This is a genomic window from Chryseobacterium indoltheticum, from assembly GCF_003815915.1.
Lineage (GTDB): Bacteria > Bacteroidota > Bacteroidia > Flavobacteriales > Weeksellaceae > Chryseobacterium > Chryseobacterium indoltheticum.
Map to the genome: position 1 here is coordinate 3,372,578 of NZ_CP033929.1, position 16,444 is coordinate 3,389,021.

General features: G+C 33.2%; 7 protein-coding genes. 2 read left to right on the top strand and 5 right to left on the bottom strand.

Annotated elements, in window-relative coordinates:
- Nucleotides 1-103 precede the first annotated feature (103 nt).
- Nucleotides 104-1,561, top strand: coding sequence for a serine hydrolase domain-containing protein (locus tag EG358_RS15610; protein ID WP_076560557.1), 1,458 nt, complete (start codon nt 104-106; stop codon nt 1,559-1,561).
- Between the two features lie 93 nt (nt 1,562-1,654).
- On the opposite strand, the gene EG358_RS15615 is transcribed toward EG358_RS15610, so the two are convergent.
- Entirely contained in the window at nt 1,655-3,235 is a 1,581-nt protein-coding gene (locus EG358_RS15615; RefSeq protein ID WP_076560555.1) for a GMC oxidoreductase, read from the bottom strand.
- A gap of 527 nt (nt 3,236-3,762) precedes the next feature.
- Here EG358_RS15615 and EG358_RS20045 point away from each other — a divergent pair.
- Nucleotides 3,763-3,864, top strand: a complete 102-nt coding sequence (locus tag EG358_RS20045; RefSeq protein WP_394337953.1) for a hypothetical protein — start codon at nt 3,763-3,765, stop codon at nt 3,862-3,864.
- Nucleotides 3,865-4,258: 394 nt separating this feature from the next.
- Here EG358_RS20045 and EG358_RS15625 read toward each other — a convergent pair whose 3' ends face one another.
- The 4 genes from EG358_RS15625 to EG358_RS15640 form a co-directional block, all read right to left on the bottom strand.
- Complete coding sequence (locus tag EG358_RS15625) at nt 4,259-4,693, bottom strand: hypothetical protein (RefSeq protein WP_076560553.1); 435 nt, start codon at nt 4,691-4,693, stop codon at nt 4,259-4,261.
- Complete coding sequence (locus EG358_RS15630; RefSeq protein ID WP_076560551.1) at nt 4,694-5,257, bottom strand: hypothetical protein; 564 nt, start codon at nt 5,255-5,257, stop codon at nt 4,694-4,696.
- Between the two features lie 425 nt (nt 5,258-5,682).
- Entirely contained in the window at nt 5,683-6,201 is a 519-nt protein-coding gene (locus tag EG358_RS15635; protein ID WP_076560549.1) for a hypothetical protein, read from the bottom strand.
- Nucleotides 6,167-16,444 carry an RHS repeat-associated core domain-containing protein gene (locus EG358_RS15640; protein ID WP_076560547.1) on the bottom strand — a complete coding sequence of 3,426 codons (10,278 nt, stop codon included), beginning with the start codon at nt 16,442-16,444 and terminating at the stop codon, nt 6,167-6,169. The genes EG358_RS15635 and EG358_RS15640 overlap by 35 nt, the downstream gene beginning before the upstream one ends.

Below are 16,444 nucleotides of genomic sequence, written 5' to 3' on the forward strand. Positions count from 1 at the left end.
TTTTCTCTCGAACTAGGGTCGAATACATTTATTCGGTCGCATAAGATTCTGCTCTTGCACATCTTTGTATCGAAATATTTATCAAACCTTAAATAACGATACAATGAAAACAATTTCTTACATCAGCTTTTTTCTATTATTCTTTGCAAGCTTTCAGGTTTTTGCTCAGAAAAAAGATTACAGTTTTCTTACCGACAGTTTGAAAATTGAAGGACAGTTAGAAAAGTACAAACTTCCCGGATTTAGCGTGGTCGTTTTTGAAAACTATAAGATTGTTTACTCTAAACAATTTGGTCAGAAGTCGGCAAGTTCTCCAGAAAAGATAGACGAAAATACAGCATTTTCTACGGCTTCTATTTCCAAACCAATCACTGCGCTTCTTTGTTTTATTTTAGAAGAAAAAGGTTTAATTAATCTAAATGAACCGATTGACAAATCTTTGAAAAGATGGCATTTACCAAAAAGTAAATTCACAGAAAACAATGCTCCGACTTGGAAACAATTTCTGAATCATACCTCAGGAACTACCCAAAGTGGTTTCGAAGACCATTATGAAGGCGAAAAAATCCCAACGATAAAAGAAAGTCTTTTAGGAAAAATCCCGAGATACGATAAGGAAATTGAGTTTACTTTTGAGCCGGGAACCAATTGGCAATACAGCGGTGGTGGTTACACAATCATTCAAATGGCATTGGAAGATACTTTCAATAAACCGATTGCAGAGCTTGCAAAAGAATACATCTTTTCTCCGCTTGGATTAAAAAATACAACAATGATTCAACCAAATGAAAAAGGATTTCTAAAAAATGTTGCATCAGTTCACGACAAAGACGGGAAAGTGATAAAAACAGGTTTGCCAATTACGCCACAAGTTGGAGCATCAGGATTATGGTCTACCCCAACTGATTTAGCTAAAATAGCTATCGAAATGCAAAATGCTTTGCGCAATAAAAACAACAAAGTAATTTCTAACAATGTAGCCAAAAAAGTAACGGCAGTAACCGCTTTAAAAAACGCAGTTGGCGGATGGAGCTACGGATGGCAAAAATCTTTTGGATACAATAATTATGATTGGTTTACCTGTAATGGTTCAAATACCGGAGTTGGCGGAACCATGATGGGTACCATGAAAGACGGAAATGGTTTTGCATTTCTTGCCAATGGTGAAAAACCGAATCGTTTTCCTGTGATGGGAGCAACACAAAAAACAATCTTATCTGTAATGAATTGGGAAGGAAAAACAATGAATGAAAAAACTCAGGAAATCCCTGCAAGTCTAAAAAAGCAACTTATTGGGACGTATGATGATTTTCTTTTCGCACAAGGAATGGAAACCAAAATAATCGAAAAAAACAACCGTCTTTATGTAGAGTCAGAACTTTTAGACCATTTTAAAGGAAAAAATGATAATGAACTGGTTTATCTAAAAAATGGATTATTCAAAATTACAGATTATCCTAACCTTTTAAAATTCGATTTTAAAGATGGAAAAGCAAGTTTTGTTACTCTAAAAAGAGATGATTTGACTGCGACAGTTTCAATGGCCGCTAAAGCAAAATAACCTTTAATAGAAATAAAAAAGCGGGTGTTTAGAATGATAAGCATCCGCTTTTAGTTATAAATATTTTCTAAATATTGAAACGATAATTAAACCTTATGAAAAATCTTCAGAAATAATATGCTCTATACAATATTCTGCCAATGCCGTAATCGTTAAAAACGGATTAACACCAATCGTTCCGGGAATTAATGATCCATCAATGATATAAAGATTTTCAGATCCTCTAAGTCTGCCTTTCATATCTGTTGCTTTTCCCAATGTAGCACCACCCAATGGATGGTAACAAATATCAGCTCCGAATCCGTTATTAAAAAGCAAGTGCGCTCTTGTTCCTCCGTTTGCTTTATTCATTTTTTTAATAAAATATTCTGCATTTTTTCTGGCAAGAGCTACGTTATCTGCAGACCATTTTAAATCTATTTTTCTAGAAACCGGATTAAAGAACACAGACCCTTTTTGGGGCACCGGATTGATCATTAAATAAAGTGAAGTTGCTACATCCATTCCCATTGGAAGCGGTGCAATTTCCGAAAAAAACGGGTGTTCCTTATCATCCCAATTATCAATTCCACCAACGGGAATTGTAGAATGGTTTACGCCAGTTCCACCGGAAAATGTTTTGACAAAATTTCTACCGGTCATGAAATTTCCATTATTGCCCCAGTTTTGTCCTACTTCAGAATTTAGGGTTAATTTATTATCATTTGATGATTTTAAAAGCAATTCTAAAGTTCCCATTGTACCGGCGCATAAAAATAGTTTTTTACAAACAATTTTCTTTTTTGCAACCGTCTCACCAAGAGTATTTGTCTGGATAACTTCTAAAATGTAGGTATTATCTGAACCTTTTGCTATACTTTCAACTTTATGCAGATCATGAATATGAACTTTACCTGTTTCCTGAGCTTTTTTAAGATAGGTTTTGTCTAAAGATTTTTTACCGTAATTGTTCCCGTAAATCACTTCACCAGCCAAAGCCGAACGGGGAACTTTATTTTCATATTCATCTTCCATATATTTAAAATCATAAACATTCGGAACACGAACGGTTTTAAATCCTGCTTTATGAGCTTCTTGTTCACCGACTTTATTGAATTTATAAAAACTGCAGTTTTCTAGAAAATTTTCATCTGCAGAATTAACTTCCAGCTCTTTTTCAGCCAATGGAAAATATTTTTTATAAAACTCTTCAGTATTCAGTTCTGGAAATACTTCGCCGAAATAATCTTTCTTGGGCAAGACGGCCATTCCTCCGTTAACAAGAGATCCGCCTCCAACTCCTCTTCCCATCCAGATTTTGATGTTGCTAAAATCCCATCGATCAAGCGTTCCTGTATATTTTTTGGTATTGAAAATATTAAAAAATGGGGCAATTGTTTTAGTTCTCAGCCAAGCTGCAGATTTTCCGGGACTAATCATAGGAGAAAATTTTTCGCCAGACTTTTCCCAATTAAGACCCATTTCAAGAATTGTTACTTCATGTCCGGATTCTGCCAAACGCAAAGCAGCAACAGCTCCACCGTAACCGGAGCCAATAATAACATTTTCAATTTCTAAATTTTCTGTTTCGAATTTAGCTTCGTTTTCTTTTCCAAATAAAACTGATGGAAAGCTTGAGAAGTACAATGCTCCAACTCCTAAAAGTGAATGTCTGAGAAATTCTTTACGGTTCATAAAATGGTCTTTTGATTTATCATAATGCTAAAAGGAAGTTGGTTGTATCTTCAGCCATTACTTCTTTTTGCAAAATCAAGACCACTCCGGGAAATTACTTATGTACACTTCATATTTTAGTATTTAAGACATAAAAAAACCGCTTTAGAAAATATCTAAAGCAGTTTATAATATGTAGCGATTATTGCTAATCAATAATTACTTGACTTCTTCAAAAATAACTATATATGAATATCAAATAGTTATAATTTTATGGTACAAATTTGATACTGATTAATATGTATATTTATTGCTGAAAATATGTAATCCACTAATAATCATAACTTTTTATATTTTAATCGATTTTATTAAGGAATCATTGATATAATCTAAAGTTTCAAATGGTATTGAAGCGTCAGTTCCATCTACTTTTTTGGTCTTAAGCTAAGAAAGTTCGTTATATTCATCCTGAGCCAGAATCTCTTCCGTATTGTTGTTTACTTATGTTATGAGTCAGCAAAGTTTTGGATGCAAGAATTTTTAATAATTTGATTGAAGTTCGAGAAAGAACTTCGGAATGGATAAAACATTACAACAATCAGAGACTGCACGAAAGTTACAGAATCTTTCATCAATGCAGTATTTGTTGAAAAGGAAAACTCATCAGCGCAGAATGCCTTTTCTGAGTTTTCTCCTTTCCAAAAAAATTCCTCAACATCAAAAAACATAATGAAATATTTTATAGTTTTACAATACAAACTGAGGGTGTAATTCTGTCCAACGTTCGGGGAGACTTACACTACCATAATCGTGTAGCGCCTTCCACATTGTTGGACTTAAGAAATTTTTAGTTACTCTAAAACTTCCGTCATTTTTACCGAGTTAATAAACCAAGGTACTATATTCCGTCCATCAGTACGATGTCTCTTCAAAATTGGAGTATTGTTCTAACCAATTTATCCTTTTTTAAAAAAAGGCTCAGATTATAAAAATCTAAACCCTAACTTTTAACTTACACACCTCGTGGGATAGTGTAGCTTTTTATTATTTATTAATTAAACATTCTTTTGATTTTACATTGTTGTTTATAAATAAGCCACACATATTTAAACATTCCTCGTAAAATGTCTTTTTCATCCTATTGCTCCAAACAAGTTTGTCATCAGCATATTCAACAATTATATCTTTCTTTGGCAGAAAACTATTATTAGGATTATGTGGTCTGTATCTTAATTTAAATATATATTCACCATTTTTTTTGATTTTCATTTTCTTCAATAAATAGTTATCACATGTCTTAGAAATAATGAAAACACCTTTGTTTTTTTTCATACCTATGTCTATTATATAAAATGATTTTGTTGAATCTATTTTAACAACTTTAGATTTAATATCCACGATTGTTTCTTGAGCTTTAGTTTGGCTCGTTATAATTATTATATAAATAATAGCGATGTTAAAAAATTTCTGTATTTGCATTTATTTCTTTTTATCAGCTTCAAATTTACCTGTTGATATCTCTTTGCCAGTTTTTCTATCTTTAATAAAATACTCTTGTGTCTCTACCGTTTTTCCATTTGCATGTATCCTGCGTCTTTCAAGCCTACCACCAACAGCATCAAGGTCTTTGTAGTTTTTGTCTAAGGCTTTTGCACCTTTATGAGCAGCATCATAACCTTTAGCCCTGTTTTGGGGTGATGTTGCAGCTGGACTACCAGGACTATTTAAAACACCTATAATAGTTTCTAATAATTCATGTTTTATAGTGGCACCGTCAGTATTTCCTGATAATTCATCAACTTTTTCAGTAACCATAGGGTTTACTACGTTGGTACTCAATAATCTTCCATCATCCAACATTCTACTTCCCTCGTATGCGCCACCCTGATATTCGATTCCAGAATCCGTCAAATAATCACCATCTGATCTTAATTCTGAAATATTACATGAGTCATTTGATGCATCTAATATCATTTGAGATGCTTTACTTAGCTTAACTCCTTCTACCGCTTTTTCTGTGACTTTACCCGATAAATGATTCATTGACAATTTTAGTTGTCCATCCGTTGAGCCTCTTAATTGAGCTAACACTTGATCCCTGTAATTACCCGTAATAAACTATGTCAGTTGGAGCCATTCCATCTGAATCAATAAACCTCACAGGATTATCAAACGAATAAGCATACGGCGACCAACTTGGGAACTTTTCTGCCAGTGGATCCACACCATACCAAAAGCTCCATTTGGGATTATTATAGAAAAACTGTGTTGCCTAAGATTGGGATATGATTTTACTACCATAGAGCCTATTTATAAAACTCCCACACGATACAATCGTGCGGGAATAGTGGGGTTAAGCTTCTCAAATTAATAATTATAATTTGTTTAGTTTTTCTGATAGATTAAAAATATACAAGACATTAAAATAGTTTAAAAAATCCGCCTCAGTTGTGAGACGAATTATTTACCTAATATTCTATTTTATAAAAATCCTTATTATTTTTTAATGTATCAGTACTCAAATTGAGTTCAATTTTTAAGCGCTTAATATTCTTCCGTTCTTTAATAAAATAAACATCATTCCTTAAAATTAACTGATCATTTCTTAAATGTAATAAATAAAATTCATTTGTAAGAGTATCTATTTTATTGATTATAAATCTGTTATTTTTATAATCAACTTTTCCTGAAACTTTATTATTAATAAAGATGTTTTTCTCATTAAAAGAAATAATCTTATTTTCCACATTTTTTTCATAAACGACAGTCCCGTTGATTTGATCGTATACTTTATATTTTCTTAATTTCCATTTGTTGGATTGTAGTATTTCAGATTGCCTACTAGTAACAGCCCCCCTTAATCCCAAGTTTTCTTTTTTCTCAATATTATTGGTTGTTTCTTCTTTTTTACAACCAATAATACCGAGTAAAATACTACAAATTGATAAAAGCCTAATCAGGTTTGCGAATTTTTTGATGATCTTCATTTGTTACTTTTTTTATTGTTCCTACGGGGTTTCTATTTTTATTCATTATTAAATCCTTGGAATTAGATTTAGGACGAAAAAGTATAGCGTTCGAAGTAGATCCTTGCTCGGCTGCCCAAGAAGTATTTTCATATAATACTTCTGGAAGAGTTCCTTCAAAAACTTCATTAGTCCCTTGTTTAGACTGCCATAATAAACCCTTTTTGCTTTGACCTGTTGCTTCAATAATATGCCCATCCCATAATAGCAGATCACCCTTTTTATAATTTGTTCCTTTTGATGGGGTTCCCATATAGGCATATCCATCTGCTGTAAGGAAATCAGCAATTTCTCTAGTAGTTGCATTAATAAAATATAATCCACCAGTAAGAACCCATCCATAACAATTAGATTTATAGCTTTGTTGAGATGAGGCGTCAAGAGATTTTATAGCCTGCCATGTTTGTGGACCATAATTACCGTTTTGATCTTGAATTAAGTCATTAAGTAAAGCATATTGAGGATTTATAACATATAAACAATTTTTCCTATCATTAGCCATCATATAACCACTTTGACCTCTAAAATTAATTGTACCATCACCATTATCATAGTCAATCATTTTGTTAGACCATGTAATTTGAACATTTAGATTAGCCCATCTATAAGGTGGAGAAGGGGCACGCCCATCTGGATCAATCAATGTTATTGGATTATCAAAAGTATAATTATACGGGGACCAGCTTGGCATCTTTTCCGCCAGCGGGTCTACACCATGCCAAATACTCCATTTAGGATTATAATATCTCGCTCCGTAATAATAAAATCCTGTTTCCTGATCAAGTTCTTTAGCATTAAACTTATAAGGGTTATCATAAACACCTGTCATCTGTTCTGCCATAGTTTCACCAAATGGTAAATTTAAGAAAAACTGGGTGGTTTCACCATATTCATCAGTAACATAATTTGCAGTTCCCAAATGATCACCATGAAGATAATATAATCTTGATTGACCATTTTTCGAGACTAAATTTTCTAATTCAACTGAAATTTCACCCTCTATACCCGCTTTTTTCAGATAGGATTTAAAGTCTACTTCAGCATCTTCCGATTTATCTTCTGTTTTTGTAGCAGTTCCTCTTACAGAACTATTCAAAAAGATATCAGTTCCATCAACAATTCTGCTTGCAAACCTTGTTGACCCTTCAAAATAGTGTTTGGTATATCTTCCGTCAGATGAAACTACTATTTGCGGACTCGAATATATTTTATAGTCATTAAGACTTAATGAACCTGGATTGATCAAGACTCCATTTTGATATAGTTGCGAGCCGGCAGATAAATTATACTTTATGGTTCTCTCTCCCCCGTCATCGTAGGTGTAGTATTGATAAACCCCTGCATGATCATTATAAAATGCTCTCATTCTGTCCATCTCATCCCAATACATCATTTTGGAACCATTCATGTCATATTCTTCAATAGTATTTCCATTATAGTCATATTTGAATATGGTATTAAAACCTGTATTACTATCTGTAATACTTACCACCTTATGATTATCATATTCGTAATCATTTTCATATGAATTAACTGGATTGGTTACTAAATCCTGTATATGTTTTTGCCCTTTGTGGATGATACCTCCAGACTCATTGTAATGCATTTGGAGATCCACAGTTGAATTACTTACTGAGTAAGGTGACCAACCCGGCTCCGGTGGAGTAGTTTCGTCCCTAAAGGTCTTTATTCTAAATTCACCTTTAGTCCCCGCAAGCCTTCCCAACTCATCATATTGATAATCAAACCAATATCCACCACCCATCTGATTTGATGAAACGTCAGCAAAATTTTCTAATCTTCTTATATTTCCGACACCATCATAACTATACTGATTTGCAAGTAGTCCTTGTGGTGAAGGGCTTATTGTAGATAAGGTATGTCCTGCCAATCTTCTGCTGCTATAATAATATGAAAATTCAGATTTTGTGCTATTACCATAAAAAATATTCGTTCTCTGTTCATATTCATCATATTTGACATTTGAGATATATTCATATCCGCTCTCGTTAATTATCTTTTTTAAATTCCCACCAAAATCATATTGATAATTTAATATTTCACCATCAGGATAGGTCAGCTGCTTAATTCGGTTCCAGCTATCATATTTATAAGCTGTATTGAAATACATTGGCTGGATATAATTTCCATATACCGTTCTATTTTCATTGATAACTTCGCCAAGAATACCATATTCATAGGTTGTATAGCCGGTTGCATCGGATTTATAAATTAATTTTCCAGTATTATTTCCTGTTCCCACATCACCATACACATATTGCACATTATTAGGATTTGAACCATTTGGAAGATTTGGAAAATGAATATTGATTAATCTGTTAATATTATAATTGTACGAAATAAATTGTCCTCCGGTATAATCGGAACTATTGGTTATATTATCTGTATATTTTTTTGTAAGATTTCCGGCAGGATCATAAGTAAAAGTTGTATTTCCTCTATCAGGATGTGATACAGAAAGTGTTCTTCCACCCATATCATAAGTATAAGAGGTCACATAGCCCTGAGGATCAGTTGAGCTTAAAAGCTCTCCTGTGGTATCATATTCAAAACTTGTTGTAAGAGGCTGATTATTGACATAATTTATACTTTTGATAGTTTTTCCCTCAGCATTTGAAAATGACTCGTTATTTTGACTGACTGAAGGAATAGTTGTTTTAGTTTTAAATAAACCATTCTCAATATCATATTCGATATTTACGTCCACATTATCCTCATCAGTCGATTTTATGATTCGATCTTTAAGATCGTATTGCGTCGAACTGAAATAAGGTTGCTGACTGGATAATACCAAGTAGTTATTGGGATTTTGCAGATTGAATGGCGCAGTCGTTTTATTCTCGGAACTTGGGTGGAATTGTTTCACCGCTCTGCCAAAGAGATCATAATTTGTAATTCCCGATATTGACATCCTTTCAACTCCCACATGCTCAATATCCTTCTTAACCTGAACTACTCTACCAAGACCGTCAGAAAAAGCAATTGTTTCTACCGGATTTTCAGGATCTTCCTCATTGTAGTGCTTCGTATTAACTCTATAAACATTTATATTGGAGCCTGGGGTTTTTTGAATAATATTATATTCATATAGTATGGTGTATTTTCCAAAATGATTTGTGGGGGGAAGGCTCGCTTCCCTTGGGCCTAGCACTATACGTAATCTCCCATTATCATCATACATATATTCTGTAGTATTTCCTCCAATATCAGTAATTTTTGTTGGAACATCAAATCTTGAGTTATACTCTGCTGTTGAAGTTTCATAGAATGCATTGGTAGTCTTAATAATATATTTATTATATATATTATCATATTCGTAATCAAGTTTATACCTAGAATAAGTATCATTGTAAGGATATTGAATACGGGTAAGGTTACCATAATTATTGTAGGTCAAGTCAGTCACTGCAAACTGAGAACTATTCACTTTGACTTTAATCTGATTTATATCACCATTAGCATTTACAGAAGTTTCTCTATGTCTTAATGCAGAACCTCCCGGAGAAGATCCAGCATAAACATCAATGGATTGTGGCACTGAAATCATATTGTTACTTAGACCTTGATGGTATGAAATTTCAGAGTTATAAGTTAATGTCGGACTTGAATACATATGATTTTTCAAAAGACCTATTGCATTATAAGTCATAACTTTCGAATTTTCAATAATTCCATTGTTTTCATACTGAGAGTTGGTCACTTTGGCTGGTAAAATCCTAGCCATACGCCTTCCTTCTCTACCACCGGAATCAAAGGCTTCGAAATCATTTGGATCAGTTGCGACAAGTTGTGTTATTCCCGTATTAAATTTGTATAGTTTATATTCATTCTTCACCTTTGAAAGAATAGCGTTAGAACCAGAGTATTGTTCAGACGTTTTAAGAAGTCCTGCAGTATGGAAGCTTTTATTATAAAACATATCTACATTTTTTCTATATAAAGTATTTCCTTCACTAAATTCATGGGTTTCTACTTTTTCAAAACCTAAAAATTCTCTTTCTCTTCTATCATATTTGCCACTTTCATAATGAAATGTTGTGATAATATCTTTATCAACAGTTGACTGTGTATAAGTAGGAGAAAAAACATCAGGATTCAATATTTTAACTTCTCCTAAAACTAATCTAGCATTTGGATCATTATAATCAGGGGTTGTGTATTTATAATCAATTTCAAAGCTTTGCTTAGAAACATTATTTGTAACACTTTTAAGTTTGTTGGTTTTTCCGATACGTGAATAATTCACGATGATGTCATTTCCTTCGTATCTTATAAGATCATTGTATCCGTCGCCGTTCATATCCCGTAATCCCTTTTTTACTTCTGAGATAGTCATTCCAATATTTGCTGACGCATCTACCCCCACCTTTATGTATAGGTTAAACAAAAAGAAGAAAGGAAAAATAGGAATTGGACCAATTGGTAAATAAATGTGACCTCCGATATTAGCATACCCACTTAAATCTTGACGTTCTTCAGTAAAGTTTATATTCTGATTAGACTGTTTTTTTAAATTTACAGGATCTGAAAATTTGTTCCCAAGATTATAACTTACACTCAGCTCTGATGAACTCACAGAAAGAAGATCGATTAATCCATCACCGTTTACGTCTTCAAATGTTTTTTCTGAAGTACTTGAAGATTTTGATGACCCAACTCCAATTTCAAGTCCGAAGTTTGATCCTAACGCTGCTAAAGTATTTATCAAACTGGACAGGGAGGTTCCAAATGACATCCCCGTAGAGCCAACAGGCACTGATGAATAGGTACTTGAATTATAAAAATTTGTTGCTGGTAACATTCCTGTACCATAATTTAAACTAGTGGTAAAGCCAGAGGCCGAAGCATTAGAAATTCTATCGATTAATCCGTCACCGTTGATATCCATCCAATATGCCTTTCCATAATCTTTTGAATCAAAATTATATGACGAATTAACCCCAACTGCCGGAGACCAGGCACTTGAGTTATCTGCTTGTGCGGTAGTTCCTCTGCCAAGTCCTGTTTTAGCATTGGATCCAGTTGTTTTAAATGCCTTCACATTAAAATTTGCACCTAATGTAATTGCATTCTGATAATTGTCAGAAATTGATACATAATCTCCAATAAATGCTGCCTGTGGCGCTTTATGCCCACCAGTAGGTTCTGTTAATTGAACTCTTTCTTTGCTAAAAAAGTCTGGATAGCCGTCACCGTTTAAATCATTAAAATCTTGTAGTAAAATACTACCTTGAGGATCAACAAGAGATGATTCAGAATATCCCATACTTGCTCCAACACCTATATTGCCTGAAGCTCCTCCACTGTAAGACTTAGTTTTTGAATTACTTAAATAAATTTTATCTACAGCTTTCATTGTTGTCATTTCAGAATCTGGTCCTACGTTGCTAAGATCTTCTGAATTTGCAGGATCGAAATCAAGAGGTAGATTCGTAAACACTCCTGTAGAAAATTCATCATCTTTAAAAGCATCCGCTGAGGAATATTGTTCCGGTCCTGCACCTTTCCATTTTTCAGTCTGTCCAACTTTATAGGTTGTCAGAGGAAAAAGACTCTCTGACATTACCATCGTAGAGTTTTGTGCTACACAAGCCTGGATTTGATCGGGATCAGTAAGATGATTACAGTTTGCGGTATTAATATTAATTATTGGAGGTGCATATTTTACCAAAACACCATATTCATCACATTGCGAATCTAAAACACATTTACTGTCATAAATATCTCTGTGGAGAAATTGACCCCAGTTTTTATAAATTTTGGATATGGGGTTCATGTCTTCAGAATGAATGGATGTTTCAGGAACTGTGGTCAGTAATACATCGTTATCATAATATACATTAAAGGCTTTCTGCAAAAAAAATGATGTTAATTTATTATAAGCTTCCCTATCGTAAGCATTTTCCAAAAAGACCTGAATTGAAAGTTCGTGTCCCCTCGGAATAAAAAAAGAAGATAAGTCATCTGTGTATACTGGAACTCCATTGATGCCCGAAATAGTTTGGTTTGTTTCCAAATTCATTTCATACAAAGACGTAACACCATTATTATGCACAATAAAAACTTTTCGTTTACCGAGAACTTGACCCGCTTTTTTTATTACATAAGTAAAAGTACAGTCAGGGAAATTGTTAAATTGAGACAACGGAATGTTCTTATTGATTTGAACAGTATATGTTTTTGTTCCTGGTGGAAAATTATTAGTGTAATTAGATAAACTAATTTTAGGTTTATGATCCGTTATGTAGGTAGAATTATATTTTGGAACCAGATTTAATAAATAATTATTTCCTCCGGTCAGATAATTAACAGTAATATTATTGAGACCTGTATTTTTGTAAGCTATGTGAGAAGTACTCTCAACCAGGAACAACAATACTGATGGGTCTGAAATATTTGCATTTAAAGTAAATGCAGGTATCGTCAAAGTTGTTTGTAAATTTCCATACGTTTGAGAAAACAACTGAGTAGTTTGATTAGTGATAAGATTTTGAACAAGAACACGAATTTTAACCTGATCATTTAATCTATTGAAAATAATCTGAGGTACATTTACTACTATACTTCCATAATGATCTAACTTTACACCAGACTCATAATTATTCAATAAGAAATTTGTAGAATAGCTTCCGTTATTGATATTAAAGCCGTCTACATCTGTGATTGTTGAATTAAGTAAATCATTGCCGGACGCATCCACATAAAATATCTCTGGATTTGAAAACACTTTATAATTCTCATCTTGATTCTGATGAAGTTTTATGAATACTTTTTCTCCAGATCTGATATAAAGCATATTAGAGCTGTTATATCCTAAGTGGTTACTTGAATTAAGAGGTGGCATGGCCTGTATCTGAGAGAAGTAATCATTATACCTGCGAATGTTAATCGATTGAGGCGACATACCTGCTAGTATTTTTGTTAAATAAATCCTTACAGGTTGAGAGTAAGTATATTGGCCAGAAGGTATTTCGACTGAATAAACAGCATTAGCTCCATTCACGTTTTCAATTGAAATTTCATCACGAAACCGTATATAACCGTCACGCGGAGCAACCCAAACCTTAACAACGTCATCTTTTGGTAAAACATCTTGAGCAACAGGCTCAACTGGCTTTGCCTTTATAACCATATTTTCTGTAGACTCACTAAACTTGGTAAAAGTTGGAATGCCATTATCAATTCTGTTAAACCACACGTTTTTTCCATCAACTACATCCATAATACCATCAGAATTTGCATCAATCAGATAAGTTGTTGTTGTACTTTTATTAGTAGTCTTAATATTTGAGGTATTTGCAAATATACTCCAGTTTAGAAAGCTTATTGAACCTCCAAAATCTTTACCTCTACTTTTTGATTTAGTCTCTGTATAAGCAAAATTACTTTGTAAATTTTTTATCTTTTTTTCAAATCCAAAACTACCTAAGATACCTGTGCTAGATAATTTTCCTGGTCTAAGGTACAATCCATTATTCTTTTTATACAAGATATCAGGAATTCCATCACCATCAAAATCTACAAGTTGCTGTGCGCCCCTGGCTTTTGCGTGAGAACTACTTGTTAGGGGAGAATACAATATAATATTACCATATGGATTTTGGGTGAAAGTTAAAAAATCCAGCATGATGCTTAATCGAAAAGCAGACCCTTCTTCTTTAGTGTAGGTTGTATTAATTTTGGCAGGATTATGACCAGGTGGAAGTTCAAACAGAGAAGAATCCGGTTGAAATGTAGTAACACTTGTATCAGGACCAAATAAAGGTAAAGGATTTCCTGCATTGCTAACCTCATTGTGATATTCAAGATCAAAGGTATTGAAATAGTGTTCTTGCTCTGCTACCCAAAATCTTGTTAATAAGCTTTTGTTGAACTCTCCATCTTTGTACCAAAACCTATATGATTTAAAATATTGTGTAGGTGAAAAACCCAAATTATCATAAATTTTTATAACATCTAATCTATGAGGAGTTATTTGCTTAGCTCCTTGTTTTGCATTAATCAGTAAATCTTTTCTTAAAATTGATGCTTCCTTCTCAAAAACAATTGAATAACCACCATCATTCCCATCCTTTCCTGTATAATAAATAGAATGGATGTTAAAAATACGTCCTCCTGCGAGATTTGAATTTTCAGTTGACTGCGCACCTAAAGAACTGTTATCATAGTAGTATTTTATATTATTACGATATGTGTCTTCTACTTTATAAATGCCCCATTTAATAATCTGACCTGAAACGGCACGAAGAACAGATTGCTGATCAATAGCAGATTCATCACCGCCATAGTATGATTTTATACCATTTATAGAGGTTACAACCCATCTATAATCTGAAGGAGTGGTTCCATACCTCTCAATTTTACTGAAATCGTGCCCCTTGCGTAAATAGAAAGATTTGTATCCAGTGGAATTTCTTGGCTGCATGGCCGTTGATATTCCATTTGCATTAATATTATGTCTTTGCGGTAAATAGTTGTCTTCATAAACTAACATCTGACCGTCCAACGAGTACAATTCCGATTCACCGGTAGAATCAAATGAAGGAGCGCCCCATCTTGTGTCTAAATCTATAGATGAAATACCACTGATATCCCAGCCTTCTCCCATCCAGCCATTTCCAGTACTACTATTGTAAGTAATTGATAAATTGGGCTGCAAACCATTACGTCCTGAGGGAATTACAATAGGATATGACATTGCTGCATCACCGTTCTGACTTGCACTTGGAGGTGAAACAAAATGCATTGCTGCAGTAGGATCGCCTGCCTTGATACCACTCATACTTGTTGGGGAAGAAGCGTTTGTTTGCGGTGATTCAGGGACAGAAATTACTCCATTTATAAAATCTCCATCACCATTACTTTCAAAAGTAACCATTTTATTTTGTTCGTCAACAATTGTAGATGGCTCCATCTTCCATTGTTTTCTTTCATAGTCAAAAGAGAAAATCTTAATTTCTTTTGGAGATGTAAGACCTAATTTCTTTTCGTCATATGGAATGCTAATTTTTAATTTTTTTGTAAGCTGTCCTGATTTTAACGAAATTCTGTATGCGGAATTGTTTGATGTAACGTTTTTAAGACCATTAGAAACAGCAGGGAAATCTTTTTCTCTTAGTTTTAATAAGTCTACAGAAGCTGTCTCTGTGCTTTCTTTGTCAACTTTAAGATTCAAGTCCTCATAATTAAGATCAAGTTCCTGATCTTTGGAAAGATCCACTGATTTATAATTATAAATATTATTGTTGACTATTTTAAATGACTTGATATCATTGGGAATCTTAACATACTCTCTGCTTCCTTCTCTTATAATAACGAAATTACCTGATTTTTTATCTATTTCATTTATTTTAAATACCTTTTCAAACTCCCCATTTTTAGAAGTAATATCCGTGTTATTGATTGAAAGTGAATTTTTACTGAAGCCTTTGACATAAAGAACATCTCCAGACAAAAGAGAAGTGATACCAAAATCTTTTATTTCAGATTTACTTTTTTCAAATACAATTTTCAGATTTTTAATCTTGTACTTAATACCTGATGAAGGAGAAGTAAAAAGTATGGTGTTAAGCCCTTCTTTTAATAACGATGGATTTAGCTCTTCTTTCTGATGACTCCATTCTGAAGATGGCACAATAATTTCTCCACCGATTGATTGATGATGATTAACTGAACGTGAAACTGATTGATGATAAGCTAAACCAAAAAGTTCATATTCTAAAAAGACATGTAGTCCATCGTAAGGAACTTTTGGAATATTAATGCTGAAGAAATTATCTCTAATACGGTCTTCCTCATTATCAGAAAATACGCCAATAGTACCTTCCTTTTCAACAGCAGAAAAATTTATAATATTTTCAGATATCGTTTTTTCTGAAATACTGTGATTTATTTTTTCAGATTTAAAATTCCCCGTACTTAAAGTTTTTTTTTCACTGACATTATTTACAGGAAAGGAATTGCGTCTATCAGTATTAAATAATTGAGACAATAGTTTGAAATCAGATTTCTCAGATAAGATTCCATTATTTTTATGATTAGTTCTACTCCATGATTTCTTCCATTCTCTTACCTTGTCCCTGTCTTCTTTTGTAAAACTCGCAAAAACAAACATAACAAAAAAAAAGCTCGCTAATAAAGCCGACTTCTTACTAAAAGGAAGTTTATTTAATTTTATTTTCAT

Bases quoted from the DNA above. Each gene is read 5' to 3' on its own strand.
- EG358_RS15610 (WP_076560557.1), top strand. From the start codon at position 104: ATGAAAACAATTTCTTACATCAGCTTTTTTCTATTATTCTTTGCAAGC.
- EG358_RS15615 (WP_076560555.1), bottom strand. From the start codon at position 3,235: ATGAACCGTAAAGAATTTCTCAGACATTCACTTTTAGGAGTTGGAGCA.
- EG358_RS15630 (WP_076560551.1), bottom strand. From the start codon at position 5,257: ATGAATCATTTATCGGGTAAAGTCACAGAAAAAGCGGTAGAAGGAGTT.
- EG358_RS15625 (WP_076560553.1), bottom strand. From the start codon at position 4,693: ATGCAAATACAGAAATTTTTTAACATCGCTATTATTTATATAATAATT.
- EG358_RS15640 (WP_076560547.1), bottom strand. From the start codon at position 16,444: ATGAAAATAAAATTAAATAAACTTCCTTTTAGTAAGAAGTCGGCTTTA.
- EG358_RS15635 (WP_076560549.1), bottom strand. From the start codon at position 6,201: ATGAAGATCATCAAAAAATTCGCAAACCTGATTAGGCTTTTATCAATT.